Source organism: Azospirillum sp. TSH100 (assembly GCF_004923295.1).
GTDB lineage: Bacteria > Pseudomonadota > Alphaproteobacteria > Azospirillales > Azospirillaceae > Azospirillum.
In genome coordinates this window covers 73,822-100,567 of the sequence record NZ_CP039640.1, presented here as the reverse complement: position 1 = coordinate 100,567, position 26,746 = coordinate 73,822, and the positions used below count along the sequence as shown (strand labels likewise).

General features: G+C 66.7%; 20 protein-coding genes. 9 read left to right on the top strand and 11 right to left on the bottom strand.

Going from position 1 to position 26,746, the window contains the following annotated elements; all coding sequences use genetic code 11:
* Window positions 1–72 precede the first annotated feature (72 nt).
* Together E6C72_RS30580 and E6C72_RS30575 are read left to right on the top strand one after the other, a co-directional pair.
* Window positions 73–2,823, top strand: a complete 2,751-nt coding sequence (locus E6C72_RS30580) for a class I SAM-dependent methyltransferase (protein WP_136700879.1) — start codon at window positions 73–75, stop codon at window positions 2,821–2,823.
* A gap of 9 nt (window positions 2,824–2,832) precedes the next feature.
* Complete coding sequence (locus tag E6C72_RS30575) at window positions 2,833–4,005, top strand: hypothetical protein (RefSeq protein WP_109085400.1); 1,173 nt, start codon at window positions 2,833–2,835, stop codon at window positions 4,003–4,005.
* A 163-nt stretch (window positions 4,006–4,168) separates the two neighbouring features.
* Here the strand turns inward: E6C72_RS30575 and E6C72_RS30570 are convergent, their stop codons facing one another.
* The 3 genes from E6C72_RS30570 to E6C72_RS30560 form a co-directional block, all read right to left on the bottom strand.
* Entirely contained in the window at window positions 4,169–6,508 is a 2,340-nt protein-coding gene (locus tag E6C72_RS30570; RefSeq protein ID WP_109085401.1) for an HAD family hydrolase, read from the bottom strand.
* A 276-nt stretch (window positions 6,509–6,784) separates the two neighbouring features.
* A complete protein-coding gene (locus E6C72_RS30565; RefSeq protein WP_109085402.1) occupies window positions 6,785–7,480 on the bottom strand; it encodes an FkbM family methyltransferase in 696 nt (231 codons plus the stop codon).
* 42 nt (window positions 7,481–7,522) lie between these two features.
* Complete coding sequence (locus E6C72_RS30560; protein ID WP_136700878.1) at window positions 7,523–8,554, bottom strand: hypothetical protein; 1,032 nt, start codon at window positions 8,552–8,554, stop codon at window positions 7,523–7,525.
* A 295-nt stretch (window positions 8,555–8,849) separates the two neighbouring features.
* Between E6C72_RS30560 and E6C72_RS30555 the strand changes: the two genes are divergently transcribed.
* On the top strand, window positions 8,850–10,010 hold the full coding sequence (locus E6C72_RS30555) for a glycosyltransferase family 9 protein (RefSeq protein ID WP_109085404.1): 1,161 nt from the start codon (window positions 8,850–8,852) through the stop codon (window positions 10,008–10,010).
* A gap of 69 nt (window positions 10,011–10,079) precedes the next feature.
* Window positions 10,080–11,288 carry a hypothetical protein gene (locus tag E6C72_RS30550; protein WP_158280152.1) on the top strand — a complete coding sequence of 403 codons (1,209 nt, stop codon included), beginning with the start codon at window positions 10,080–10,082 and terminating at the stop codon, window positions 11,286–11,288.
* Window positions 11,289–11,361: 73 nt separating this feature from the next.
* Here E6C72_RS30550 and E6C72_RS30545 read toward each other — a convergent pair whose 3' ends face one another.
* Complete coding sequence (locus E6C72_RS30545) at window positions 11,362–12,456, bottom strand: 3-oxoacyl-ACP synthase III family protein (RefSeq protein ID WP_109085407.1); 1,095 nt, start codon at window positions 12,454–12,456, stop codon at window positions 11,362–11,364.
* 254 nt (window positions 12,457–12,710) lie between these two features.
* Between E6C72_RS30545 and E6C72_RS30540 the strand changes: the two genes are divergently transcribed.
* Genes E6C72_RS30540 through E6C72_RS30525 form a run of 4 tightly spaced genes read left to right on the top strand, consistent with a single transcriptional unit; the run spans window position 12,711 to window position 15,701 of the window.
* A complete protein-coding gene (locus E6C72_RS30540) occupies window positions 12,711–13,487 on the top strand; it encodes an SDR family NAD(P)-dependent oxidoreductase (RefSeq protein WP_109085445.1) in 777 nt (258 codons plus the stop codon).
* A gap of 8 nt (window positions 13,488–13,495) precedes the next feature.
* Entirely contained in the window at window positions 13,496–14,125 is a 630-nt protein-coding gene (locus tag E6C72_RS30535; RefSeq protein ID WP_109085408.1) for a Rieske 2Fe-2S domain-containing protein, read from the top strand.
* Window positions 14,122–15,141 carry an RHO alpha subunit C-terminal catalytic domain-containing protein gene (locus tag E6C72_RS30530; protein ID WP_109085409.1) on the top strand — a complete coding sequence of 340 codons (1,020 nt, stop codon included), beginning with the start codon at window positions 14,122–14,124 and terminating at the stop codon, window positions 15,139–15,141. The genes E6C72_RS30535 and E6C72_RS30530 overlap by 4 nt, the downstream gene beginning before the upstream one ends.
* Window positions 15,138–15,701, top strand: a complete 564-nt coding sequence (locus E6C72_RS30525; protein WP_109085410.1) for a GNAT family N-acetyltransferase — start codon at window positions 15,138–15,140, stop codon at window positions 15,699–15,701. Before E6C72_RS30530 ends, E6C72_RS30525 begins: the two co-directional genes overlap by 4 nt.
* 27 nt (window positions 15,702–15,728) lie before the next feature.
* Here E6C72_RS30525 and otnI read toward each other — a convergent pair whose 3' ends face one another.
* The 5 genes from otnI to E6C72_RS30500 form a co-directional block, all read right to left on the bottom strand.
* Entirely contained in the window at window positions 15,729–16,529 is an 801-nt protein-coding gene (otnI, locus tag E6C72_RS30520; protein ID WP_109085411.1) for a 2-oxo-tetronate isomerase, read from the bottom strand.
* Window positions 16,530–16,572: 43 nt separating this feature from the next.
* Window positions 16,573–17,874, bottom strand: coding sequence for a DUF1501 domain-containing protein (locus E6C72_RS30515; RefSeq protein ID WP_109085412.1), 1,302 nt, complete (start codon window positions 17,872–17,874; stop codon window positions 16,573–16,575).
* Window positions 17,875–17,888: 14 nt separating this feature from the next.
* Complete coding sequence (locus tag E6C72_RS30510; RefSeq protein WP_109085413.1) at window positions 17,889–19,511, bottom strand: DUF1800 domain-containing protein; 1,623 nt, start codon at window positions 19,509–19,511, stop codon at window positions 17,889–17,891.
* A 93-nt stretch (window positions 19,512–19,604) separates the two neighbouring features.
* A complete protein-coding gene (locus E6C72_RS30505; RefSeq protein ID WP_109085414.1) occupies window positions 19,605–20,723 on the bottom strand; it encodes an aromatic ring-hydroxylating dioxygenase subunit alpha in 1,119 nt (372 codons plus the stop codon).
* An 80-nt stretch (window positions 20,724–20,803) separates the two neighbouring features.
* Window positions 20,804–21,961: a sialidase family protein gene (locus E6C72_RS30500; RefSeq protein ID WP_109085415.1), complete on the bottom strand. Its 1,158-nt coding sequence runs from the start codon at window positions 21,959–21,961 to the stop codon at window positions 20,804–20,806.
* Window positions 21,962–22,129: 168 nt separating this feature from the next.
* Between E6C72_RS30500 and E6C72_RS30495 the strand changes: the two genes are divergently transcribed.
* A complete protein-coding gene (locus E6C72_RS30495) occupies window positions 22,130–23,125 on the top strand; it encodes a hypothetical protein (RefSeq protein WP_169055337.1) in 996 nt (331 codons plus the stop codon).
* Window positions 23,126–23,153: 28 nt separating this feature from the next.
* Here E6C72_RS30495 and E6C72_RS30490 read toward each other — a convergent pair whose 3' ends face one another.
* On the bottom strand, window positions 23,154–24,107 hold the full coding sequence (locus E6C72_RS30490) for a glycosyltransferase (RefSeq protein WP_247875643.1): 954 nt from the start codon (window positions 24,105–24,107) through the stop codon (window positions 23,154–23,156).
* 37 nt (window positions 24,108–24,144) lie between these two features.
* On the bottom strand, window positions 24,145–26,526 hold the full coding sequence (locus tag E6C72_RS30485) for a glycosyltransferase (RefSeq protein ID WP_109085417.1): 2,382 nt from the start codon (window positions 26,524–26,526) through the stop codon (window positions 24,145–24,147).
* Window positions 26,527–26,746: the final 220 nt, after the last annotated feature.

Sequence of the window (26,746 nt, the reverse complement as noted above, 5' to 3'; positions counted from 1 at the left end):
CTTTTTTTGGTTTGAAGAGGGCAATCCACGCTGCAAACGATCCAGCCAGAGGCGTGCATAGGAGAGTACTTGGTGCGGCAACCTACGCAGAAAAAAGCGCGAGGCATCTTCGTCAATACGTCGAAGGAAAGATGCAGCATTCACGAATCTGGGCTGATGGTGTTCGATTGCATAAAACAATCGGAGCATTATGAGTTAGAGTATATAAGATTTAACGATATCGATCGATTCAGCTCTGATTCAGAGATTGATTTCTGGGTGTTCAATTATCACCCTTATGCCATGGCGGATCTGGACACATCTGGATTGCGCCGGCTAAGCGGCCGGGTGTTTACGATCGTTCTGGAAACACTTCCGGGAGATCCGTTTGCTCTCTGTCCCAGAGAGCATTTCGACGCCTATATCTGCCTGGATCCAACCCTGACGGCTGACGGCCGTGTCTACCCCTTCCCCAGGCCTTTGGAAACCCCTCCTGCTGTCCTGCCGTCCGCGCCGGCAGGAGGCCCGGTGATCGGCAGTTTTGGTTTTCCGACTGTCGGCAAGGGCTTCGAGTTGGTGGTGGATGCCGTCAATCGGGAATTCGACAGAGCCATCGTCCGGATCAATGTTCCTGACGGGGATTTCACAGGCGGTACGGCCCTGTTGCACGGGGAGAATTATACCGACCATCTTGAACGTCTCTGTCGGCAGGCGGCAAAGCCTGGCGTTCAGATCGACTTTACGCGGAAATACCTTTCCAAGGCAGAGCTGATCTCCTGGTGTTCCGGCAACAGCCTGAACTGTTTTCTTTACACCCGGCAACAGCCGGGTTTGTCCGCCACCACCGATCAAGCCATCGTAAGCGGGCGGCCTCTGGCCGTATCGGACAACCCGACGTTCCGACACATCCATGCGCATATCCCACCCTACCCGTACTGGAGCTTGCAGGATTCGCTCGAGCGCTCGCCGCCGATCGTTCGTGAACTGGGCTCCCTCTGGGGGCCCGCCACCTTTGCAAAACGCTTCCACGCTCTTCTGCAAGATTTCCATCTTCTTCCCCAAGCCGATGCGCCGAAGGCGGAGACGGATCCGAAACCTGGACCGATGGCTCTAAGAACAGCGGAGGTGCTGCCCGTCGTTCTGGTGGTCAATCATGCCTCCCAGCGTTGCGGCATCCACGAGTATGGCCGCAATCTGGCCGATTCATTGTCGTCCTCCAGATCTCTGACCGTGCATTATTGCGAGTGCGACGACGCAGAGACCTTGAAGACATCGGTCGACCGGGTGCGGCCGGACCTGCTGCTGCTGAACTACAATCCCGGCACCATGCCGTGGTTTACGGCCGAGGTGTCTTCACGCTATGCGGGCTTGCCGCGTGTCGAGCTTCGGCATGAATTTGCTCAAGACGTGGATGTTCCGGACGACCCCCGCTTCAGTCACCATATTCTTCCAGACCCGACCCTGGACCTGGAGGGGCCGCGGCTGTTTTCCTGCGGGCGCTATGTTCCCTATTTCACCATGCGAACCCCGGCGCCTCGGATTCCGACGATCGGCAGCTTCGGTTTCGGCACCCCGAACAAGGGGTTCGATGAACTGATACTGCGGGTTCAGCACGAGTTCGATGAGGCAATCATCCGCCTGAACATTCCCTGGAACGATGTGGTCGATCCAGAGGGGCGGATGGCTCACGCCACGGTGGAACGCTGCCGCCGCCTGCTGTTCAAGGACAGCATCCACCTGTCCATCACGCATGATTTCCTGGATAGGGAAGGCATTCTCGACTGGCTGTCCGCCAACACACTGAACGCCTTCTTCTACAACGGCCCCAACATGCTCGGGATTTCCAGTGTCGTGGATTACGCACTGGCGGTGGATCGGCCTTTGGCGGTGACGATGAATCCCATGTTCCGCCATCTGCGTGATGTCCGCCCCAAGATCATGGCGGACCAGTTGCCGCTTAAACAGATCATAGCCGCCGGAACGGCGGGACTGGTTTCGCTGCGCAACGATTGGTCACCTGCGCGCTACCGGCAGCGTTTGGAAGATATTCTGCTCGGTATCCTGCTGAAGAGGCAGACGGGTGAACGGGATGCGTCGCAAGCATCCGCACCGGCTTCTCCGGCAAAGCCTGGGCGGCCGGCCGGTCAATCGGAGCCTGCCTTCAACCGGGTGCTGGACGATATGGCCCGCGCGCACTACGAACCTGTCGTCGCGCTGATGCGGGAGAAATGTCCCGACCTGATCCTGCGCAAAATTCCCCGAGCCAATGTGCAGCAGGCCTTCGTGCTGGACACGGTGTTGGGCATCCTGACGGGCATTGGCAGGACGGCCGCGCCGCGGACACTCTGCGTCGGCTCCTTCGAGGATACGGCGGCCGAAACCTTGACGGCTTTGGGGTGGGGCGTGGACAAGATCGACCCTGCCATCAATACCGACTTGGACGGGTTTATGCGGCTTCGCAGCACGCATAAGGAAAGTTATGATGTAATCTTCTCGACATCCGTGATCGAGCATGTGCCCGATGACGGGAAATTTGCGGAGAACATCGCCGCCTTGCTGAAATTGAACGGCGTTGCGGTTCTGACCCTCGACTTCAACGATGCCTATCGTCCCGGCGCCCGGTTGCCCCTGGTGGACGAACGCCTTTACAGGATTGCCGATCTGACCGATCGGTTGCTGCCCCGAATGAAGGGCTGCCGGTTGATTGACACCCCCCAATGGGATGCACCGCCCGATTTCGATTATGAGGGGTGTCGCTATGGCTTCGCCACTCTGGTCGTCCGCAAAACTGACGCCGATCCCAAGTCGGCCGCGGACAGCGCGGCAACCATGCGCGTAGAGTAGAGGACACAGATGAACCCGCTGCTGTCACTGGTTAGCCCGGACAAGCCCTATTTTCCGGATCTGGAGTTGGCAACCCCCGCCTTGACCGATCCAGCGCTGCTGCAATTCGCGGTGCGGGATACGGCGCCGGAGGCCGGGGCCATGCGTTTGCTGCACGTGGGTGCGGGGGTGGGGGCATCGACCTTGACCCTGGCGGATGCTATGGGAAAGCACGCCCCATTGGGTGGGACCATCTTCGCTGTGGACAGCTGGGGTGTCCAATTGCGGCCGAACGAGTTGGGCGTCTTGCAGCGGGATGAACAGCTTCTGGCGCTACGGCTGGCCCAGCAGGATTTGGGCTATGAGCTTTTCCAGTGGAACGCCGGCTTCGCGCCGGATCAGGTAAAGATCCATACCTTGCGAGGACCGGCGGCGGAAATCCTGTCCGTTCTTGCCTGCGATTTCGATCTGGTTCTGCTCGAAGCTCCTCTTTACCGCGACCAGATGGTTCCCGCTCTTGAAAGAGCGCGGACATTGGTCCGCGACGGGGGACTGCTTCTGGTGGGCAAGGCGCAGCTTCCGGTTCCTGTTGCCGGGGATGATGTCTGCCGGTCGTCAGGAGATCTCAGTGTCCAGTTTCACCCGACTTTGCGGCTGGATTTTCACCCGGGGGTTTCCCTGGCCATTCAGCAGGAGTTTCCCGACGCGCTGCCTCTCGCAGGCCATGTGATCCTCCGGCGCGTGGGCGATGACTTCATTCCCCACACCCCGATATCCGGCCCGTTCCGGATGCCGGCCCACCTGAACAGCCTGAAGTCCAAATTCCCGGCTTACCGGGATGGGCAGTCGGTCAGCCTTCAGCGGTGGGACAGCCTGCGCACTGCCGCAACTTGGATTTATGGTGCGGGGGAGGCTGGGCAGCGAGCGTTCCGGTTTGCTCAATCCGCAGGGGTATCGCCGGCGGGGTTCATCGATACGTATCGGCGCGGCTCGCTGTTCGGACTGGAGGTCATCGGTCCGGACGATTTGCTGGCCGGAGCAGCGGGCGACGCACCTGACATCGTGATCGCCACTCAGCATTGGCCTCAAATCCTTCCCAGCCTGGCCTCCTTGCAGCAGGCACGATTCCACGCCGCCATCCTGCCGGCGGGCGATGGATTGGTTGCCTTGCCTCACCCAGCTCCAGAGCAGGAGCCGGTGTAACGCCCGGACAAGAGGCCAAGGCAAGAGACGAAGACAAGGCGGTTCGGGAAACGATGGGATGACCACCCTGGCGGCTGACGGAAAGTTCCAACGCAGGTCAGCCGATCGGGTTCAGCATGCTCTTCGTCAGTTGGGATGATTGAGGCGGACGGGTGGCGCCCGATCATCCCGGAAGGGGAAGGCAAACCGGCTGCAATCCGGACTCCTGAAACACCTCGGCGATCCGTGTAAGAGCCTGATCGCGGTAGCCCAGGGTCGCCAGAGCCACATGCAGGCAGCCGCTGCCGGGCAAATCCGCCAAGTCCAGCATTGGCACATCATGGAAATATCGGCCTGCCACCAATTCCGGCATCAGGTCGACATAGCCCGCCACCGCCAGCCCCTGCTGTGCGGCGGCCTGGATGAAGGCCGGCCCCATACCGCCCTCTCCCCCAACCGCCAGCAGAATGACTTCCGCCAGCCCCGACGCCCGCAGGCTTTCCACAAAGGCGCGGCAGATGGCTCCATGCCCGGCATCGACCGCCACGGCATCATGATGGCGGCTCAAGGCCCTGGGATCCAAGATGGTCATGGCCCCCTGCGGCCAGCCCACCAGGGCCGGGCGCAGCCCCAGCGCCAACGGCAGCAACGGCTGCGCCTGACGCTCCAGCAGCGGCCGCACGGTATCCAGCGCCCGCTCGTCACAGATCATCCGTTCATCGCCGCTGCCATCATTCTGGTCATAGCGAAGTTGCCCCAGCTGCTGTGCCTCCTCCGGGGTCGGCAGGGTGATGGCTGCATACAACGGCAGCAGCGCATCGTCCGCCATCGGAGGCGGCATATCGAGGCCAAGCTGCCAATAGCGGGCGATACCCTGACGGGCGGCGGCAATGGCCCGCGCCTCCTCCCCGGTGGCGGTGGCGGAGTCGTAAACGGGCTCGACCAAGCCATCAGTCCCTGTGCTGTAGCCCAGGGTGGTGCCCTCCAATCCGGTCAGAACCCGCTCATGCATCTGCGGGCTGCGATAGAGCATGGTGCCCAATGCCGCTCCCATCGCACTGTCACCGGCGTAAACACTCACCGCCAGCCCTTGCAATTGATGGCGGGCGATGTCGGACACCGCGTAGCAGAGATAGGCCCGCAAACCGTCGACCGGCCGACCGGCCGCCGCCAAAGCAGCCACCAGCGCTGCTGCCGTGGTTCCGCGCGCGCCCAGATCGACCAAGGCGACGTGTCGGTCTTCCAGCATCGGCGCGACGTACCGGACAAGGCGTTGGCGCAGGGATGCCGCCGTTTCCTTCGCCCGCGCCTGCACCGCGGGGGTGTCGAAGCGGGCCAGAACCCGGTCCAGCGCGCCGTCCGGCACCGACAGCAATCCATCCAGCGTCAGGCCGGCGAGATCGGCGAGATCCCCCAGATCGAGCGATGCGGGGTCGCTGCCCATTGCTTCGGCGAGCAGATGGTTCCATGGCAGATGGGGACGGCTGTGCAGGAGCGCTCGGGCCCGAGCGCGGTCCAGCCTCTCCAATGCCAGCGGCGCCAGTGCCTGGCGGGAAATCGCCAGGGTTTCGACCTGCAGAGGCCAGCCGCGCCGGTTCGCATAATCGCGCATCAGGGGAGCGAATACCGCTCCTTCCCGCCAGAAACAAAGGATGGTGTCGATCCCCCGCCGACGGCAATCCTCCACCACCCAGCGGCAGTAACCTGCCACTGCCGGCCCCAGGATCAGGGCGCCATAATCACGCCAGAAAGCCAGATCGTCGGTAACTGCCGGCAAAGCCGCCAGCCGGCGGGTCGGGTCATAGGCTCCCCCCGGCATCAGGCGACGCTCCCGCTCACGGGCAGCGGCATAACGGAATGACGGTTGGTAGAGCAGGGCGGTCAATCCGGCCTTGCGGGCGGCTCCGACATCGGCCATCGGGTCATCGCCGATATGGGCGATCCGCCCGGGGGAGATCTCCGGCCAATCGGCCAGAAGCCGGGCGAACAGTCCGCCGTCGCGCTTGGAGCATCCATGGTCGGCGGACACGTACAGCCGACGATACAAGTCCGGTCCGATCCCCGCCGCCGTCAGCAGGGCGGCGATGGTCGGGGTGGAGTGATACATGTCCGACAGCAACACCACGGGCAAACCGCGCCGGTGCAGGTGATGCAACCAATCGCGAAGAACTGGATTAGAAAGACTCGTTTCCGCCTCGACCGCCAGTTCGATCCTGGCGACGGCTGCGGGATCCGGCAGGGCGGCTTCCAGGCAGGCATAAATCTGCGCCAGGGTGACCTCCCGGCCGCCGGTGCGTTCCTGCTGTGCCGCACGGGCCTCCTGCTCCGCAGCCTGCCGCAAGCGGCGGAAGGCCATGCCCGCCAGGGATGCGTCCATCACTCCCGCGGCGATGGACCGGGCTGCCACGATGTCGAACAGCTGAACGGGATCCTCCAGTTTCCGAAACAGCAAGGTGTCGAAAACATCCAGTGAGACCAGAGCGACGTCCGCCGGCAGCATGGGCCAGCCCGCATCATCCGTCATTCCGCTTGAGTTCCTCATTGCGCCATCTGTGCCGAGGCAGGGCCGATGTTGTGACGGTGCCGGCAAAATATTAATTTCAGGAAAAACGAGGGCACGAGACCTAGGGTGTGAGACTTGGGGCGTGAGATTTGGGGCGTGAGGCTTGGCGGCATGACCCGGCAGCGCTGCCCTCCAGCAATCCCTGGCTCCTGCCCAGCGGCCGTGATGAAGCATCATTTGGACATGGCGCGTCGGATATGAGGCCGCCCTTCCCAACAGCCAGCTTGAAACGGATTATCAGGTAGGCAGGATGACATAATTGTTGGAGAAGTGATGATCGATACGGTAGCCGATATCCGCGATCACACGTTCATAGTCGGCAAAATTCGTACCGAACTGATCTTGGAGCAACACCTCATACTCAAAAACGATGGCTGGTTTGTGCTTCTGAATGGTTTGCACAGCCCCTCGAATGGCATTGAGGTCGCTGCCTTGCACATCGATCTTGATCACGCTGATGTCGCCCTGGATATCCAGGCTGTCGATGGTCAGGGATTCCACCCGGCGGCCTTCCGTGGCGCGCGGGTCGATGCCGAAACTGCCGAAACTGCCGAAGCGGGAGAAATCCGGTTCGGGATAGATCAGGCTATGGCCCGGCTCATGCCAGACCGCACCGGGATGCACGATCACGTGGTCCGCCCCGTTTTCGGCGATGTTCCGGCGCAGGAGTTCCAGCACAAAGGGATCGGCTTCAAAGGCATGCACCCAGCCTTCCGGTCCGACCATGCGGGAAAACAGAATGGCCATCTGGCCAAAATTCGAGCCCACATCCAGGATGGTGCTGCCCGGCCTGCTGTACTTCGCGACAGCTTCGACCACCTCGGGTTCGAAGATCTCGCCCGCGCGCATAGCCTGAATAACAATGTCCGTCTTCACTGAATCCGGCAGCCACCAACGGCCAGTCGCGGTTTCGTAGAGGGATACTGAATTCATCGATGCACCTGAAGGCGTTGAAGGAGGGAGAGCCGCATGGCCTTACTGTGCGTTCATCCACCGACGAGGAGGGTGCCCCACCGCGGCGGCATAACGGGCCACATTGCCGGCTTCGGCGGACAACGGGAACGCCGCCATCACCAGATCGAAGACCGGCCCCAGCGTAGCGATGAGAGAGCGGGTCAAGGCTTCCGCCTCCACGTGGCGGCCATATCGGCCCAGCAGCACGATCGTGGCCATTGAAAGCCAGGCATCCGTCGCGGGACGAAGGGAGAAATCCCGGCCCCCCAACAGGGCCTCGGCTGCCGCATCGTCGCCGTCCCCCAGCCGGATCAGCGCCTGGATGCCGATGGCAGAGGGATGATTGGGCTCGGCGGTCAGCACCTCCGCCACCAGACGCTCCGCATCGCTGCCGCGCCCCGTCGTCAGCAGAAGTGCGGCATAGGTCAGCCGCACCATGGCCGGGCTCCAGCCCTGGACGGACAGGGACTTCAAATCCGTCTCGGCCTCGACCAGCGCGCCCCGGCACCGGGCCAGGACAGCCCGGATAAAGATCAGCATAGGTTCGTGATCGACGATCTGCCCGAAAGCCGCCAGCAGCATCCCGGCCAGATCCAGTTCGGCAGCGGACATCAGGTTGTGGGTCAGCTGCATCAGCGGCGTCTTGGCCAACCGATCCATATGCTTCAGGTCAGCCGCCGCTATGCCGGTCAAGGTCCGGGCGGCCAGCGGCAGGTTCCCGTCCTGGCTGGCGACAGCGGCCGATGCCAGCCGAACCGCCGGTGCTTCCAGACAATTGCCGGCGGCCATGGCGATGGCCGCCTCGGCCTTTTCGCGCTCTCCGAACTCCAATGCATTCAGCACCAGTTCGGCAACCGCCCAGGCATCATAGGCCGGATCATGGCGGCGTGCCGCCTGATCGACGGCAGCGGCCTGGGCAAGATCGCCTGCGGCGGTCGCAAGTTGAACCAGCATGAAGGCGGCACAGGCGTGATCAGGCTGGACAGCCAATGCGCGGGAATAGGCGGTCGCCGCCGCGGACGTCTCGCCGCCACGCTGCAGGGCATATCCCATGTGGAAATGATAGTTGGCGAGAGTGGTGTCACGGATGCGTTGGCGCCACGCTTCAATGTCAACGTTGCTCGGTACCGGCCGCAAAACCATGCCCTCCCCTTGCAGCGCAGCCGCCCGGCTTGGCGGCACACCATCGGATCGCCGCACCATAGCCAACCCATGGGACGCAACACACTGAAATCTGCGACCAGAACCGGCCTTGTCGGCGAAACCCCTTTCACCTTGGCTGAAGATGTTATGATGCTTATGCGGCTCGTGTGTCAGAGAACGGTATAAGCCAGAGAACGGTATAAGAATGACGGAACGAATCCTGCTGGGACAACTCGGCTCCAACGGTGATTGCCTCTACGCCACAGCCGTCGCGCGCCAGATTAAGCTCGACCATCCCAAGGCCCATTTGACGTGGGGCATCGCCGATCTGACCCGAGATTCCGTCCGTCATCTGCCCTACGTCGACGAGTGGTGGGAATTTCCCGTCCGGGACTTCGCCGAAATGGAGCGCGCTTGGCACCGATTCGAGCGGGAGGCCTGGGCTCGCCATGGGGCGGGCGAATTCACCCGCCTGGTGATGACCCAGATCTGGCCGGGGAACATGCGTCATTTCGATGGCACGGTCCGCCCATCATTGTATCGCGGCTATCCAGGCAGGATCACGGACCCGGCAATCGCCCACATCCATCTGACGGACGAGGAGCGCGATGAGGTCAATGCCTGGGTCGCCGAGATGGTGGCGCCGCGGGGGAGCCGCGTCTGCTTGGTCGAATGCTTCGCAAAGTCCGGCCAGTCATTCATGACCCCGGCCCTGGCGCAAGCGGTCGCGGAGCGTGTGACGGCGGCAATGCCTGACTGCGTGGTCATTCTGTCCACCCACCTGCCGGTTGTGAGCGAGAACCCGCGCATCCTGTGGGGAGGGCATCTCAGCATCCGCCAGACCGCGCATCTCACCCATCACATCGATCTCTTCATGGGGTGCGGCAGCGGCCTGACAGTCGCGGCGACCAGCAGCGCAGCCAAAGCCGGGATCCCGTCGATTCAAGTGCTGGAGGCGTCGGCATCGGTTTTCGGGTCCTTCCGGCATGATTTCGATTATTGGGGCCGTTCGTCGGAGCAATTCCTGGAAACCGCCGGCGGCGATGCCGATGTCCTGGCGGACATCGTCCTGACCACCTTGCGTGACGGCCTGGCCGCCGCCAAAGCGGCGTTCGACCGGCCGCAACCCTTGGAATTCTCCTGGTATCGCCACCTGATCACGGAGGTGCTGCTGCACCGGTCGCGCTTTGTGGAAGCGGCTCAGTCCTGGCTTCTGACGGTCGACCGCTATGGCCCCATGGCGGAATTGCGGGACTTCGCCAGAGCCGAGATTCTACCTCACTTGGCGAAGGATCCATTGTCTGGCTGTGCTCATCGCGAGGCACAGTTGGAACGGTTTCGCAGCCTGTGTGGCAACCCGTCGTAAGACGTGTCGGATCCATCTTCCACCATACCGGAGTTCAGTATGGCCTGCCGTGAGGCCGGTTTTCCGTCAATGACCCACAATCCCCCAGAGCAGCGGACCCTGCACCTTTTGGTGCCGAACATCGAAAGCCGTGGCGGTCACAACTATCACCAGATTCTGGAATTGCGCAGGGCTGCAACGAGGCGCGGCTTGGCTTGCCGTATCCATGTCCCGCGCCAAGTCACCGATAGCGGCTTGCTTGCCGAACTGGAGGCCGAGAGGGACTTGGATCATGTTCGGATCCAGGAATTTCCTGATCCGGTCGCCGAGATCGGAGCCGCAAATTACCGATTCTATCAGGATGTCGATCGGCTTCCTCCCTTGCACCCTGGAGATCTGTTGTTTCTTCTGGCTGCCCACCATCGCAACGTCTACGGCTTCATGAAAGCCATCGATCGCCGTCTGGCAGATGGCGAGTCCGTTGCTTTCGCAGCACTGCTTTGGAGTCAGGAATGCTACGCCTCGGCTGATGGCGAAATCCACCGCCGCAACAGCGACATCTTTGGACGCTTCCTCCTATGGTGCCAAGAGCGTCCACTGACCTGCCGGGCTGTGTTCGCCTTTTCCGCCGCTCATCTCGCCCATTTGCACAGCCTGCCCGGGGTCAGGGCCGAATTGCTGCCTTTCCCGTTCATTGTCCCCCGCATCCCGGCAGCCAGCCTACCAACCCGCCCTCCGAACAGCTGTCGATTCGGGTATTTCGGCCTGAGCTGGTGGGATCAGAAAGGGTTGGGTGTTTTCCTGTCCGCCTTGCGCACGCTGCTGGCTGCCAATCCAGAGGTTACGGCCACTCTGCAGGTCAACACGTCAGGAGCCACCTACGATGCGGAAGCCCTGCTGGCAGCGCACGCCGACGTCCTGGGATCCGACCGGGTAAGCTGTCTCGAAGGCGATTTGGAGACTGATATCTACATGCGGGAACTGGCAGCCTGCGACGTGATCATCCTGCCCTACGGTCCGGCCTACGACCGCCAGGAATCCGGAATCCTGCACGAAGCAGCGGCTTGGGGATGCGCGGTGGTCCTGCCCGAATCTTCTCTCGCCAACGCCCGTCTTAAGGCCGCCGACATCGTCACGATGCCCACCTTCGACCGCTGGACTCCGGCTTCCGTCGCCGCTGCCTGTCAACGGGCCATCCCCATCCGCGGTCCCCTCGGCAGAACAATGCAAAGCGCGGCGGATGTCCTCAACGGTGACTTCACCGCCGAGCGTCTGCTCGATCGCCTGGGTCTATCGTAAGCACAGCCTTATCGATGCGCAGCAACGCCAAGGAACCAGGTGGAGGTACAGTGCCGGGAAGGCATCAGCCCGCTCACACCGCCAGCACCGGATAGCCTTCGGGCAAATCCACCACCTGCGGCTCGGGCATCGGTCCCAGTTCCGCCACCATCGCTCCCCAGGACCAGCCCACCCCGAATCCGGCCATCAGCGTCTTGACCGGCCCGGCCGCCAGCTGTGCTCCCATGCTGTGGCAGATCGCCAGCGGGATGGAGGCGGAACTGGTGTTGCCGAAGCCCTGCATGTCGATGACGAACCTGTCGGCCGGTGCCTTCACGCGCTTGCGCAGATGCTCCAGCATGAAGGCATTGGCCTGGTGCAGGACGAAGCGGTCGATGCCGTCGACATCGGTGCCGGCATGCTCCATCGCCTCGCGCAGCAACGGCGGCACGGCGCGCAGCGTGAAGGAGAACACCTCCGCCCCGTTCAGCGTCAGGCGGGAGTCACGCTCCAACTGGGCCGCTGCCTCCGTGTCAGCGATCCGGCCGGCGGTGCCGACCGGCGGGATCAGGCAATGGCGCTTGCCGCCGGCCTTGACGAAGATATGCGGCGCGCCGGCGCCGTCGGTGCCGATCACCACCGGGATGGACGGGGCGGCCGCGTCGACCTCAAGGGCGGTCGCCGATCCGGCATCGCCGAACAAGGGCAAGGTGGCGCGGTCCTCCGGATGCAGGTGGCGTGTGGCGTTGTCGCCGCACAGCACCAGGGCCCGCGTGGCCGTCGATCCGCCCAGCAGCTTGGCCGCGATCCACAGGCCATAGACATAGCCGGAGCAGCCCAGCGGCACGTCGAAGGCCGCCGCACTGGTCGGCAGCCCCAGCCGGTGCTGCATGATGCAGGCGGTGGCCGGCAGCACATAGTCGGCGTCCTGCGAGACGAAGACCAGCACCTCGACCGTCGCCGGATCCCAGCCAAGCTGCTGCATCAGCCCCTCCGCCGCGGCGACGCAGAGGTCGGACGCGCAATAGGGCGGCGGCAGCACGCGGCGTTCCTGGACGCCGATGGTGGCGGCCAGCTTCTTCGCCTCCTCCACCGTGAACATGCCCGGATCCTCGACGAAGGAATGGCGCTGGGGCGGCACCACCGCGCGCAGGCCGGCGATCCGGATGCCGTCGATGATGGCTTTCATGGCTGTCCTGTCCTTCGCGTGTTCAAGGGCCCGGCGGGGGGCCTCTTCGGAAACCGGTGGCCGGCCCCATGGCCCACACCATAGCGCACAGTGGCGCGGGATTGGTTTCCGGATCCTTGATTGCGGACAATTACGGCGCGGAACATCCCCATCCAAGCTCCATTCGCCGTCCATCGAAAAAGCCGCAGCGGGGAGCTCCTCGCGCCTGTGCTATGGTCCTCACCCGACACGCCACCAATCTGGATTTCCTCGCCATGACCGCCCGCTCCCCGGCCGCCTACAACCCCATGGACCTGACCGGCCGCCGCATCCTGGTGACCGGGGCGTCGGCCGGGATCGGCCGGGCGACGGCGGTGGTGCTGGCGAAGCTGGGGGCTCGGCTGGTGCTGAACGGCCGCGATGAGGAACGGCTGGCCGGGACCGCCGACCGCCTGGAGGGGGACGACCACGCCATCGCCCCCTTCGACCTGTCGGATCTCGAAGCGGTGCCCGGCTGGGTGAAGGGGCTGTGCGCCGACGATGCGCCCTTCGACGGCATCGCCCACTGCGCCGGCATCCAGACGCTGCGGCCGATCCGCATCTTCTCCGCCACCTTCTTCGACGAGGTGATGCGGGCCAATCTGGGCAGCGCGTTGGCGCTCGCCCGCGGGCTGCGGCAGAAGGGCTGCCATGCCGAACGGGCGGCGATGGCGCTGATCTCCTCCACCGCCGCGACGGCGGCCTCGCCGGGCAACGTCGTCTATGCCGCCAGCAAGGGCGGCATCATCGCCGCCACCAAGGGTCTGGCGGTGGAGCTGCTGAGCGACGGCATCCGCGTCAACTGCGTGGTTCCCTCCATCGTCGAGACCGAACTGATCGAGCGCGGCAAGCAGAAGCTGACCGCCGAGCAGTACGAGCATCTGCGCACGCTGCAGCCGCTGGGCTTCGGCCATCCCGACGACATCGCCCACATGATCGCCTATCTGCTCGCCGACACCAGCCGCTGGATGACCGGGTCCATCGTCACGGTGGACGGCGGCCGCACCGCCTGAGGCCCGCGATGCAGAACGAAGCGCCCGAAAGCCGCTGGTTCCATCTCGGCATGGCGGACGACCTCGCAACCCCCAACGCCTTCGTCACCACGCGGGTCGGGGCGGTGCCGCTGGTGGCGCAGAACATCAAGGGACGGGTGGTTGCCTTCCGCAACGTCTGCACCCACCGCTTCGCCGTGATCCATGGCGAGCCGGCGGGCTGCGGCCCCTTGCGCTGCCCCTACCACGGCTGGAGCTTCGACGCCGACGGCGTGCCGGTGGGGCTGCCCTTCAATCCGACCGACTTCCAGCTGGAGGCCGAGGGGCGCCGCCGGCTGGCCCTGCACCCGGCCTCGCTGGCCCGCTGCGGCCGGCTGGTGTTCGTCCGGGTCGCCGTCGATGGCCCGTCGCTGGAGGAGGAACTGGGTACCTCCCTGTTCGCCCGGCTGACCGCCCTGTCCGATGCCTTTACCCACCGCGGCGATGCGGTGGAGCCGGCAGAGGATTGGGAGACGATCGGGGCTGCCAACCTGCGCCTGCATCTGGCTCCGGACGGCGTGCTTGTGCTGCACAGCGCCGCCCCCCCCGGTGCCGACCGGCGCTTCTCCCGCACCATCACCCTTTATCCCGCCACAGCCGATACGGAACTGCCGGCATGAGCGCGCATCCCGTCCAGAGCGTCATTCCCGAGGACGGCGCCTTTCTTCCCCACAGCCATTTCTGGACCAAGGAGGCTTTCGCACAGGAACGCGAGCGGGTCTTCGGCCGCTGCTGGCTCTATATGGGCGTGTTCGATGACACCAACCTCCTGACCGCCGAGATGGCCGGCCTGCGCTTCGAGCTGCATCGCCGCGGGGAGGCGATGGGCGGTGAAACGATGGAGGGCGTCTGCCGCGACGGGGAACGGGTGCGGCCCCTGGAGATCGACCGCTGCGGCGCCCTGGTCTTCGCCCGGGTGGCACAGGAGGGCGGCCCGACCCTGGCCCAGCATCTGGTCCCCTATGGCGAGCGGCTGGCGATGATGTCGGCCAATTGCCTGAACCCGCAGCCCCCGATCGGCATCGCGTTCCAGGCCAACTGGAAGGCGCTGATCGAGAACACCATGGACGATTTCCACGGCTCCACCGTCCATCCCGACACCATCCATCCGGCGGTGCATCCCGACTGGCAGAACCACCTCGTCACTGAACGCCACGGCGCCAACAGCGACTCCCGCTGGCTGCTGGCCGACGGCACCGCCGGCTGGTGGGCGAAGCTGGACGCCAAGCTGCGCATGCGCCGCTTCGCCGAGGAGTCCTTCTACCGCCACACCTTCATCTTCCCGAACTTCTATCTGGCGACCTTCTATGGCGCCACGGTGATCCCGCACCGGGTCGATCCCGTCGCCCCCGACGCCGCGGTGCTGCGGTGGCAGCTGTTCCTGCCGACCACCCGGCTGGAGACGGCGCGCGAGCAGGCCTTCCACCGCTCCACCGCCGCCTACCTGATCGAATCCGCCGGCGCCGTGATCGCCGAGGACCGTCCGGTCTGCGAGGCGGTGCAGCAGGGCCGTCCCGGCATCGCCGATCTCCCCCACATCACCGGCATCTACGGCCGGCGCGAACGCCGCATCCTCGACTTCCATCAGGCGATGCTGAGGCAATTGGGAGAAACGCAGGCGGGAGAAGCCGCATGAACGGCGCCCTGACCTTCATCGAACCGACGGAGGATCACGCCGAACTGCTGCTCGACTGGCGGACGCGGCCCGACATCGCCGGGCAGATGCTGACCAAAGTCCCCTATGACGTGGAGCGGCAGAAGGCGTGGCTGCGGCGCTGCGCGGAGCGGGACGACTATGTCCACCGCATCCTCTGCGTCGATGGCGTGCCGGCCGGCCATGTCTCCATCACCATCACCGAGCCGGACTGGCGGATCGCCACCATCGGCGTGCTGATGGGCGAGCGGGCAGGGCGGATGGGGGCAGCCCCGCTGAACTTCGCCTACATGCTGAACCACGTCTTCTTCACGCTGGGGCTGCGCAAGGTGGTGAACCACATCCTGGGCACCAACAGCCCCCGCCTGCTGAAGGGCCAGCCGATGATCGGCTACCGCCCGGTCGGCGTGCTGAAGCGCCAGGTGGTGAAGGACGGGCAGGAGATCGACCTGCACATCTTCGAAATGCTGGCCGAGGACTGGCTGGCGGTGCGCGACCGCTTCCGGGTCTACCAGGACATGGACGGGCGGGAGTGGCGGTGAGAGGCCCATCCGCCTAACCCGCATTGATCAGCCCCTGATGACCGCGGCGCGGTTCGGCGTCAACCAGCCCAGGCCCCAGCCCAGGCCTTCGACCGTGCCGGCACGCGGACGGTATTCGCAGCCGACGAACCCGGCATAGCCCAGCCGGTCCAGTTCCGTGAACAGGAAGGGATAATTCAGCTCCTCGCCATCCGGCTCGTGGCGGGACGGCACGCTGGCGATCTGGATGTGCCCGATCATCGGCATCAGCCGACGCAGCGCCATGGTCACGTCGCCGTGCAGGATCTGGCGGTGGTAGACGTCGAACTGGAGCCTCAGATTCGGCAGGTCGAGCGTGGCGATCAGCGTCTCGGCCTCGGTGAAGTCGTTCAGGAAATAGCCGGGCATGTCGCGCCCGTTGATCGGCTCCAGCAGCAGGTCGACGCCCTGTTCGGCAAGGCGTCCGGCGGCGTGCCGGACGGCCCGGACGTAACTCGCCCGCGCCGCGGGATCGGTACGGTCGGCCAGGCCAGCCATCAGGTGCAGCCGGGTGCAACCGGTCGCCCCGGCATAGTCCAGCGCGCGCTCGACGCCGGCCTTCACCGCGTCGAACCGGTCGGGCAACGCCGCCAGCCCGCGTTCGCCCGCCGCCCAGTCGCCCGGCGGCAGGTTGAACAGGGCCTGGGTCAGGCGGTTGCGTTCCAGCCGCGCGGCGACCGCCTCGGGCGGGTGGTCGTAGGGGAACAGATACTCCACCGCCGTGAAGCCGGCCTCGGCCGCCGCGTCGAAGCGGTCGAGGAAGGCCCATTCGGTGAACATCATGGTCAGGTTGGCGGCGAAGGCCGGCATCCGGGTGCTCCTCATCAAGTCCGTTCCGCGCCGCCAGGCAGCGTCACGCCGACAGTACCCCGAGCGGCTTGCCCTGGAACCCCGGAAAACTGCGCGACGCCGGCGCGCCGATCAACTCCGACAGAACCGTCCGGTAATCGGTGGTGACCGCCAGATCGACGCCGCGGTCCAGCTGATGGCTGGCCAGCCCCGGCCATTGGCCCAGCAGGCGCCCGCCCGCCACCCGCCCGCCCAGCACCAGCATGGCGCCGCCATGGCCATGGTCGGTGCCCTGGCTGCGGTTGCCGCGCAGGCGCCGGCCGAACTCGCTCATCACCACCATGGTCAGGTCGCGCTCATAGCGCCGGGTGTCGGCATGGAAGGCGGCGATGGCCCGCGACAGCTGGCCGACGGCGGTGGCGAAGCGCCCCTGCTGGTTCTCGTGGGTGTCCCAGCCGCCGACATCGACGCAGGCCACCCGCAGGCCGATGTCCATCTTCAGCACGCGCGCCACCGTCTGCAAGGCACGCCCGGCCTCGGTCTCCTCATAGACGGCCCCGCCTTCCGCATCATAGGCGGCGACCTTGCCGCCGGCCTCCCGCGGCAGCCGGCCGTCGACCATGGACAGCCCGTCGAGCGCCGCGCGCGCCGCCCGCTCATAGGCGCCGTCGCCCTGCCGGGACAGCGCCGCCAGCACCGCCGCTGCCTGCGGTCCACCGGGAGGGGCCAGCCCGCCGCGCAGGTCGGGCACGGCGAGCGCCCCGCCCATCCCGGCCAGGGCGGCGGCCGGAGCAGCGGCGGTGCCGATGGCCGGAACCCGCCCTGCCACATCATGCCCCCCTTCACCAAGCCCCCCGTCACCAAGCCAGCGGGCGACCCAGCCGCTGCCGGTGCGGGCGAGATCCTCCTCGCGGGCGATGCCGCGCTCCATCAGGTCCTGGGCGACGAAGTGGCTGCGGGTGCCGTCGGTCAACCCCACCGCATGGACGATGGCGAGCCGGCGGGCGGCATACAGCTCGGCCAGCGGGGCGGCGTCCGGATGCAGGCGGAAATCGAGGGCGGGGGCCAGCGTCTGCTCCAGCCGGATGCCGGCCCGCGAACCCTCGGCCGCCACCCGCAGTTCCGGCGTCCGCGCGGCGCGGTAGTCGGGATCGTCGGCCGGCGCCACCAGCGCCAGCATGTCCGCCCCGCCGCGCAGGAACACCACCACCAGCGTCCCGGCCGGCGCCTCAGCGGAAGAGGCAACAGCCTTATCGGCAGCGAAGGCAAGGCTGCGGATTCCGGGCAGCCCAGTCAGACCGCCCCCGGCCAGACCGAGTCCGGCCGCCAGACCGCCCCGCATCACAGTGCGGCGAGAGATCGTCATGGCTCAAGCCTCCCTCAGCGTTGGTTGAAGCGCGGCGCCATCGCCACGAAGGCGGCGACCCGGCGCAGGCGGTCGTCGCCGGCCTTCGTGCCGGGCGTCAGCATCGCGTCGGCCGCCAGCCCCATGCCGGCCAGAATGGCGGCGGTGGTCGTCGGCTCCGGCCCGCCGCCCTGCAGAATCCCCTGCCAGCGGTCCACCGCCGCCGCCGCCGGCAATGCGGCCGGAAAATGGGCGGCAAGGTCGATGGCTCCCGTCTCCCAACGGTTCTCCGCCAGCCCGAGCAGCAGGGACCAGCGCCGGCGCATGGCGGCGGCCCCCAGCCACGCCTCCATCCGGTCGGGATGGCCGGTCGGGGCAGGCCAGCCGAACAACCGCTGGCCGCTGCCGTCCAGTTCGCCCAACAGCGGGTTGGTGGGGACGAGGTCGATGCCGGCGCCGCGGGCGAAGGAGGCGACCAGCTCCAGCGGGCGCTTCACCTTGGCGTCGCGGATCCGGGAGAAGTCGGGGGACAGCGCGATGGCGCGGACGACACGGGCGATCTGGTCCGGCTTGCTGCGGTTGTCCGTCCACACCCGCGCCGCCAGGGCGACCAGCCCGGCCGGCGGGTCGTCGGCCACCAGCCGGCGGCACAGCGCAGTGCAGAGGTTGCGGGCGGTTGCCGGATGGTCGGCCACGAGGTCGAGCACGCGGTGGCCGTCGGCCATCGGAGATTGGAAAGGGTCGAACTCCCGTCCCAGCACCCGTTTCTGATAGCCGTCGTGCCAGCCCTCGACATAGGTGAATCGTCCGGTCACCGGCAGCCTGGCATCGCCGCCCAGCCCGGCGCCATCCTCCAGCGTCCAGCCGGTGAAGGCGCGGGCGGCCTCGTAGACATCCTGGTCGATGTAGCCGTCCGGCGCGCCGCGCAAGGCCCCCGGCACCTCGCGCCAGCGGTTGTACAGCGCGTTCAGATAGGCGTCCCGTCCCAGCGTGTGCAGCTCGAACAGCTCGCGGGCGTAATTCTCGTTGGCGGCACCGGCACGGGACGAACGATTGTTCAGATAGACCTGCATGGCGCTGCTGGTCGCCACCGCCTCCAGGAAAGCGCGGAAATTGCCCAGCGCATGGCGACGGATCACGGCGCGGTCATAGACCGGCAGGGCGGCCGCCACCGCAGGCTCGCCCGCCGCATTGACGTTGAAATGGTTGTGCCAGAAATCGACCAGCACTTCGCGCAGCTGCCAGCGGCTGTGGACGGCGCGGATCAGGGTGGCGGCGGCGACCTCCAGCCTCGGTCTCTGCCGCTCCGGTCCGGCGACCGCCGGACGGTTGGCGGCGAGCGGCCACAGCACTTCGATCGGCTGGCCCAGGCAGGCCAGCGGCCGGTCCTCGTCCACCGCGCTCCAGCCATCTCCGGCCGGGTAGCGGATGCGCAACTTCGCGTCGGCGAGACGGCGGCCGACCTCGGGGTCGTCGCGCTCGTCAGCGGAAGGATCGGGGGGAGACAGCTGGCGGTCGAGCCAGCGGGCCAGCCAGTCGGGCCGGCCGGTATCGCCGATCCCGGCGTCGAGATCCGCAGGGCGCGGACCGAAGGCAAGCCGGTTGAGGGCGATGACGGCAGGAAGAACGGAAGACGGATTCGGGACGGCGCCGCCCATGGTGGATCAACCTCCGACGACCAAGCCCCCCGCGCGATGGTGACAGACGGCCGGTCCACCGAACAGTGACAAAATCGGGATCGCCGCCCCTTGTCAGCCCATCATCCCACGCCACACCGCATGGAACTGCTGGATGCGCTCCTCGTTCAGCCCGAGCATCGCGGGACGGTCCGTCTGGCGGCAACCGCGGAAGGCCAGTTCGGAAGCCTCCTGGTCCTCGCGCAGCAGGGCGATGTTGAGGTCGCGAGCGCCCTCCTCGATCAGGCGGCGGGCGGCGGGACCGCCCCGGCCGGCATCGCCGTCCGGATCGGCCAGGAACAGGCGGAGGCTCAGCGCGCAGCGGTCGGGCCCGAGCGGATCGTAAGTCTGGACGCTCATCACCGCGCCGCGGGTGAAGCCGATTTCCAGGTTGGGGAAGATGTGCAGGTGGTCGTATTCACGCAACGCCGTGCTGGGGCGGAAGCCCAGCCGCTCCGACACGCCGTCCCACCAGCGGGCGCTCTTGTCCGACACCGACGTGACGCCGCGGGAATGGGCGCCGTCGTAATCGCAGCGCCAGTCGCCCTTCACCAGCTTGCGGAAGGTGGTGGGGTGGGTGAGGTCGGCGTGATAGACCTCCAGCACGCTTTCCACCCCCATCTTCCAGTTGGCCGCCCATTCCATCGACCGCTCGTCGAAGGAACGGACGAAGATCTCCGAGGCATGGCGCAGCACGTCGGCAGTGACGCCGAGCCAGTCGTCGAGATCCGGCCCCTCCGCCGCCACCCGCAGGAAGACGAATCGCCCGCACACCCCCACCGCCACCGGCGTCAGGGAGCGGCCGCAGCGGCCCTCCCGGTCGAGGGCGAAATTCGCCTCGTTGCCGGGGATGCCATAGGGCACGCCGTCGCGGTCGAAGGTCCAGCCGTGATAGCCGCAACGCAGCATGCCGTTGCCGCGCGGCGCCCGATGGATCATGGCGAAGCGGTGGGTGCAGACATTGCAGAAGCCGCGCAGCTCCCCGTCGAAATTCTGCACCAGCACGTCCAGCCCGCCGATGCGCCGGGTCAGATAGTCGTTGGGCCGGGCGAGGTCGTCGGTGAAGCCGGCGAAGACCCAGGACCGGCGGAAGACCCGCTCCTCCTCCGCCCGGAAGATCTCCGGGGCGTGGTAGGCAGCAGGAGCGATGCCGGGGACGGCCTTGGCGGCGACGAAGGGGAGGGGGCTTTCCATGATGCGAAGGGTAGCCCGCCCCCCGCCGGCCGGTCCAGGGCACAGCGGGTCGCAGGGCTGCTCTTCTCAGGCCCTCTGCTTCACGGACGGAAGAGCGTCGCCTCGATCCCGCGCAGGCCGGTGGCGTCGCAGATGTAATAGGCAACCATGGCGCGCCCGTCCGGCAGCACCGCCGCCCAGGGATAACCCAGGTCCGGCGCCGGCCCGTCGTCGCGCAGCACAAGCTCCGTCCCCTCGTCCGGTTGCTGGCGGCGCGGGTCGTAGAGGCGGGCGCGCACGCCGTAGGGCGCATGGCGATAGCCGCCGGCCAGCAGGAGACGGCCATCCGGCAGCGGGCAGGCGTCATAGGGATGGCCGACCACCGCATGGCGGCGCCACGGCTCCCAGCTGTGGCCGAGGTCGGTGGAGCGCGAGGTGGCCAGATGGTCGTCCAGCCCGGTGGTGCGGTGGAAGGCGTGCAGAACGCCGTCGGCGTCCAGATGCAGCGCCGTCTCGCAGAAACCGGCCCTGGCCTCGGGGTCGATGGCGATCACCGCCCGGTGCACCCAGCTCTCCCCCCGGTCGGTGGAGGCGAAGAGATGGCTGGCATAGGTGCCGGTGGAGGGGTGGTGGGTATAGCCGGTCTGCAGGATCGTGCCGTCCGGCGCCTCCACCGCCCGGCCACGGACCGCACCGCCATAGAAGGGCCGCCGGCCTGGGACGATGTCGGGATGGCCGGGCAGGGCGGGCAGGTCGTGGTGCGCGGTCCAGCTCCGCCCGCCATCGTCGCTGTGCCGGCTGTAGCCGCCCCAGAAGATGTAGAGGTCACCGGTTCGCTGCGGACTGCCGGTCAGCCCGATCCCCAGCGCACGCAACTCCTCCCCCTGCGACGACGGCACCGGATACCAGCGGAAGCCGGTCAGCAGGATGCGGCCGTCGCGCAGGGTAAGCAGGCTGGCATCCTGGTCGGCTGCCTGCGGGTCGGGGGGCAGGGCCGTCTCCTCCCCCAGCGGCTCCGCATCGGCGCCGAGCCGCAGCAGCACGGTCTGCGAACGGGAATCGAGATGGTCGACATGGTTGAAGCCGGCCTCCCCCGCCCGGTATTCCGGCCCGCGCAGCCAGCGATGGTCTCGTGCCCGCCGGAAAGCCAGCAGAATCGCTCCCTGCTGTCCCGGCATGGTTGGGGCCAGCGATGGGAAGGACGCATAGAAACGCGGATCGCGGTACAGCACGCGATGTTCGACACCGGTCATGGTCATCGGGTTTCCTGCCTTCTTCGTTCCTCAAAAGACCCTATGCCTTATAACCCGCGACGCCGTGCCTCAGCAGCAGAGTGGCGCGGACAGGCGGATACGCCTTGAAAGACCGCTGCCCTTATGGAGAGTCTTCGTCACGAACGATTCTCCTTTCGCGCGGTGCCGCATCCCATGGCGTCCTCCTTCGTCCCCACCTCCGCTCCCGCCCCCGTCGGCAGCTTTCTGGACAATGTGCGGACGCGCATCGCCTCGCCGCGGGCCTACTGGCGCAAGGCGAAGGCAGACCCGCGCTACGCCATCTACGACATCCTGCCCATCGTCACCGACCCGTGCCTGCGCGACCGGCTGGCGGCGCTGATCGCAGTGCGGCGGCCGCGCACGCCGGGCTTCTACCCGTCGCTGGAGGCGCGGGACTGGTGCCGGACGCTGGAGAGGGACGGCATCACCCCGCTGCTGCCGCCGATCGCCCCGGCCATCGTCGCGGATTTGCGCGCCTATTTCGAGAACACCCCCTGCCACGATCCCTTCCGCCCGCATCTGGGCTGGTTCCGGCCCGACAGCCCGCCCAGCCCGGACTCCAACATGGGCTATCACGGCATCGACCAGATCCTGCGGGCGCCCCATGTGCTGGCTCTCTTCAACGACCCGCAGGTGCTGGAGGTGGCGGAGCTGTATCTCGGCTGCAAGCCGATCCTCGACAACATCGGCTGCTGGTGGTCCTGGGGCGGGGAGAGCTTCGGCGGGCGCGACGCGGCCAAGGGCACCCAGCGCCACCACCGTGATCTGGACAGCCTGCGCGGCTTCAAGATCTTCTTCTACCTGACCGACGTGGACGAGGACGGCGGCCCGCACATCTTCGTCAAGGGCAGCCACCGCAGCCGCCGGCTCTCCACCGGCCGCGCCCTGACCGACGCGCAGGTGGAGGCCGCCTTCGGCACCAGCGATACCGTGGCGGTGACGGGCCCGGCCGGCAGCCGCTTCCTGGGCGACACCTACGGCGTCCACAAGGGCGCCCTGCCGCGGCGCGGCCGGCGCCTGCTGCTGTCCGGCCAGTACAACATCAACCGCACCCCACACGGCCCGACCGTCCCGCCGCTCGACCGCCGCTGCGCCGATCTGCCGGATGGGCTGGACCCCTTCGTGAACCGGATCTATGTGACGCCCTGAGGCGGCCAGGAGTTCCGACCAGGCCGCTTCAGTACATGTTCGACCCCGCCGCGTAGCCGAGCTGGTAATAGAGGTGCGACATCGCCTGCAGGCTGGCCGGGTCCAGCGCCTGCACGTCCAGCGCCATCAGCTTGCCCAGGCTGAAGTTGAAATCCTGCGGCAGTTTGCTCAGACCGTAACGGCGGTGGGCGATGTAGTCGGAGGTGCCCTGGAAGAACATCCGCCGCAGGACCCAGGCCTTGTCCAGCCGGTCGGGGTGGATGTGGTGGGACACGCGGGCGCCGGGGACGTAATAGGCGGTGGCGCCCGCGGCGCGCAGGGCGGTGAACAGCATGCCCTCGCTCGACATCAGCCCATCGCCGCTGCGGCCCAGGTCGGTCGGGAAGCCGCGGCCGTCGACCAGCCGCTTGCGGAAGGCGCAGTTGCCTTCGCCGAACCATTCGCCCGGCTTCAGGAAGCGCGGCACGCTGTCCCAGCCCCAGCGGCACGAGAAGACGTGCAGCAGCCCGTCGGTCAGCCAGTCCGGACGCGAATGGTCGCCGAAATCGGGATCGACCTCACCGGCGACCATGTCGACGCCGGGATCGGCGAAAGGTGCGGTCAGCCGCTCCAGCCAGCCGGAAAGGGCCCGCTCGTCATCATCGATGAAGGCCACCAGCGGGGCGGCGGCCAGGGCGACACCCCGGTTGCGGGCGTGGCCGACCCCGGTTCTCTCCTCCACCACATAGCGCAGGCTGGTGCCATGCCCGGCGAAAACGGAACGCCACCGCTCCGCCACCGGCCGGGCGTCCTGCTGCGGAGCGTTGTCGATCACCAGGATTTCGTGAAGGCCGGCAGAGGTCGTCTCCCCGGCCAGACTGGCAAGGCAGAGGTCGAGCAGTGCCGGCCGCCGGTAGGTGCAGACGACCACGCTCACCGCAAGGCGGGAGATCGCATGGAGGTCGTCGGACGGGGCATGGTCGGGCATGGACTGGTCGGGCATGGGGAACTCCCGGACAGGAAGGACGGGATTGGATTCGTCAATGATCGGCGTGAACGATGCGCAGGTCCGGCAGGCCCCAGGCGGTCACGCCCATATCCTTGGCCATCATCGCCAGCCCCTCCGTCTCGATGTAGCCGCGGTGGCTGTAGGGAGGGAAACACAGCCCCTCGCGGTGAAGGTCCGCCCGCACCAGCAATGCCGTGCCGCCCACCCCGTCCAGCGGCACGATGGCCTCGCCGGCGAAGGCATCCAGATAGAGCCGCCCGGCGCCGCGCGGCGGCTGGAAGATCCCATCGACCAGATGGCGCGGGTCTTCGCCGCCTCCCTCTTGGCCAGCCAGTCGGAAGCTGTTGAGATCGAAGGTCCGCCCGTCGGGCAGGACGCAGTGGGGAACGGCGATGTCGCGGCCGGCGGCGAGCAGCCGGGCCAGCAGATCCGGCGGATACCCGACCAGATCGGCATCCAGCCACAGCACCCAGTCCTCATCCTCCAGCGCCCCGGACAGCAGCCGGTTGCGCGAGCGCGCCAGCAGTTCCCGCCGCCGCCGCTGGATCTCCGATGCCCAGCGCGGCCCCGCGGGCCGGAATCCGTAATCGTGGCGCAGCAGGGTGACCCGGCGGTAGCGCCGCCGCAACTCCGGCAGCCGGTCGGCCAGCCAGCCATGCGTGCCGTCGCCGCTGTCCCCCTCAAGAAAGCCCAACGACAGACGGGACGGATCGTGATCGAGCCGGCCGAGCAACTCCAGATAGCGCGGCAGATGGGCAGCGGCATCCTTCACCGGGGTCAGCACCAGCACCTTTTCCCGCCGCGCCGCGACGGCCGGAGCAAGCAGGACGGCGCGCCGATAGGCTCCCACCGGCAGGCGCTTGCCCATCTCCTCCAGCACGGCCCGGCAGCGTTCACCGCTGAAACGGGCGGTGGCGGCCCGCCAATGCTCCTCGAAATGCCGGGCGGTGAAGGTGTTGCCGCCATGGACGACGTAGGTGTAGAGCCGCGGCACATCCATCCGCACCACCCGGGCATCCCGGCGCAGCTGCTCCACCACCGGCGTGTCCTCGCCGCGGCGAAGGGCCGGATAGCGGGGCATCACCGCCCTCTCGCACAGGAGCGAGCCCTCCCAGTCCCGTTCGCAGGACACCGCCAACCGGTCTTCGGCCGGCCACCAGATCATCCAGCGGCCGAGCAGGCAGGCCTGGGCGCCGGCGGCGGCCAGCACCCGCTGCTGCATCTCCAGCCGGCAGGGGTCGTAGAGGTCGTCGTCGTCCCACTGGCAGACGTGGAATCCGGCCGCATGGTCGAGCGCGATGTTGCGCAGTTCGCCCAGCGTCAGCCCGCCGGCCCGGCCATCAGGTTGGCCATCAGGTTGGCCATCAGGTTGACTGCCCGCCTCGACCCGGACCAGCCGGACGTTCGGGCAACAGGCGGCGCGGATGGCGCGTTCCAGCGGATCGTCCTGCGGCAGCGCCGGGCTGTCGCAGACGATGACCAGCTCGCGGTTGGGATAGGTCTGGCGCGCGAATCCGTCGATGGCGAGTTCCAGCGGCCCGGCCCTTTCCCCCCTGGTGACCATCAGGCAGGAGATCAGCGGCAGCCCCTGCGCCTGCGCCACGGGGGGACGGCCGCCGTCCGGCCGCCCGTCGGTCACCACCGCCGTGACCTGCTGCGGCAGGGCGGTGCCGCGCCCGGCACCGTCCCGGAACCAGGTGCCCTCCCAGTGATGGAGCGCATAGGCCTGACGGGTCGCCCGCTCCCAGAAGACGGGATCGAACAGGCGGCCGCTCCAGCACTCCTCCTTGGTCACGGGATAGAGCAGCTCCGGCGGCAGCACCGTCACCGCGGCCCCCTCTTCCTCATGCCCAACCTCCCCATACTGCTCATGGGCACGGGTCAGCAGAAAGGGGCCGGTGGCATCCAGCACGTCGGGGCAGTGCCGGGCCTCGACCAGCCGGTCCAGCAGATGGTCCCAGAAGGGATGGCCGGGCACCGATGCGAGGAAGGAGGGGCACAGGATACGGGGCAGCCCGCGCTCAACCGCCTTCGCCAGCCTGCCATGCTCCTCCGGCTCCAGCCCGACGACGAAACTCCGGCCCTCCAGCAGCCCGTCGATCGGGCGCAGGCATTCGAAATCAAGGTCGGCATAGACCCCGCCGAAACGGCGCAGGATCAGGTAGCGGGCCAGATCGATCCGTGCGATGGGGTCGGCATACCCCCGGAAGACCGGCCGCAGCTCCGGATGTTCCTCCACGACGAAGCGCTCGATGTCCTCGTCGGTCCAGAAACGGTGGGTGAAGCCGGGGTTGCGTCCGATCCAGCTGTGTTGCAGCGTCTGGAACCCGGGCGGGACATCGCGGGTCTTCCAGGTCTGGTGGATCAGGCGTGGGATCGGGCCTTGGAGCAGGGAACCGGACAAAATCTGCATCTAAGATGGTTGCATTTGTGCGGGAACCGATAATCCCTTTTACCAGGACCTCTCAATCAAAATGGCTTCCTAGAAAAAATCGGTCACATCTCGTTTCATTTGACACACGTGAACGAAGAAACACCCCGAGCCCGATGCACCGGAAGCCGCGATTACTGTCCTGATGCGCGGATCATGATTGTTGAAATTTCTTTTCAGGGTTGTTTTCCATCCACACGAC

Bases quoted from the DNA above. Each gene is read 5' to 3' on its own strand.
- E6C72_RS30570 (WP_109085401.1), bottom strand. From the start codon at position 6,508: ATGACGGATGATGCGGGCTGGCCCATGCTGCCGGCGGACGTCGCTCTG.
- E6C72_RS30505 (WP_109085414.1), bottom strand. From the start codon at position 20,723: ATGGAAAGCCCCCTCCCCTTCGTCGCCGCCAAGGCCGTCCCCGGCATC.
- E6C72_RS30550 (WP_158280152.1), top strand. From the start codon at position 10,080: ATGACCCACAATCCCCCAGAGCAGCGGACCCTGCACCTTTTGGTGCCG.
- E6C72_RS30485 (WP_109085417.1), bottom strand. From the start codon at position 26,526: ATGCAGATTTTGTCCGGTTCCCTGCTCCAAGGCCCGATCCCACGCCTG.
- E6C72_RS30545 (WP_109085407.1), bottom strand. From the start codon at position 12,456: ATGAAAGCCATCATCGACGGCATCCGGATCGCCGGCCTGCGCGCGGTG.
- E6C72_RS30555 (WP_109085404.1), top strand. From the start codon at position 8,850: ATGACGGAACGAATCCTGCTGGGACAACTCGGCTCCAACGGTGATTGC.
- E6C72_RS30495 (WP_169055337.1), top strand. From the start codon at position 22,130: ATGGCGTCCTCCTTCGTCCCCACCTCCGCTCCCGCCCCCGTCGGCAGC.
- E6C72_RS30565 (WP_109085402.1), bottom strand. From the start codon at position 7,480: ATGAATTCAGTATCCCTCTACGAAACCGCGACTGGCCGTTGGTGGCTG.
- E6C72_RS30490 (WP_247875643.1), bottom strand. From the start codon at position 24,107: ATGCCCGACCAGTCCATGCCCGACCATGCCCCGTCCGACGACCTCCAT.
- E6C72_RS30575 (WP_109085400.1), top strand. From the start codon at position 2,833: ATGAACCCGCTGCTGTCACTGGTTAGCCCGGACAAGCCCTATTTTCCG.
- E6C72_RS30515 (WP_109085412.1), bottom strand. From the start codon at position 17,874: ATGACGATCTCTCGCCGCACTGTGATGCGGGGCGGTCTGGCGGCCGGA.
- E6C72_RS30500 (WP_109085415.1), bottom strand. From the start codon at position 21,961: ATGACCATGACCGGTGTCGAACATCGCGTGCTGTACCGCGATCCGCGT.
- E6C72_RS30535 (WP_109085408.1), top strand. From the start codon at position 13,496: ATGCAGAACGAAGCGCCCGAAAGCCGCTGGTTCCATCTCGGCATGGCG.
- E6C72_RS30510 (WP_109085413.1), bottom strand. From the start codon at position 19,511: ATGGGCGGCGCCGTCCCGAATCCGTCTTCCGTTCTTCCTGCCGTCATC.
- otnI (WP_109085411.1), bottom strand. From the start codon at position 16,529: ATGCCGGCCTTCGCCGCCAACCTGACCATGATGTTCACCGAATGGGCC.
- E6C72_RS30540 (WP_109085445.1), top strand. From the start codon at position 12,711: ATGACCGCCCGCTCCCCGGCCGCCTACAACCCCATGGACCTGACCGGC.
- E6C72_RS30530 (WP_109085409.1), top strand. From the start codon at position 14,122: ATGAGCGCGCATCCCGTCCAGAGCGTCATTCCCGAGGACGGCGCCTTT.
- E6C72_RS30560 (WP_136700878.1), bottom strand. From the start codon at position 8,554: ATGGGATATGCCCTGCAGCGTGGCGGCGAGACGTCCGCGGCGGCGACC.
- E6C72_RS30525 (WP_109085410.1), top strand. From the start codon at position 15,138: ATGAACGGCGCCCTGACCTTCATCGAACCGACGGAGGATCACGCCGAA.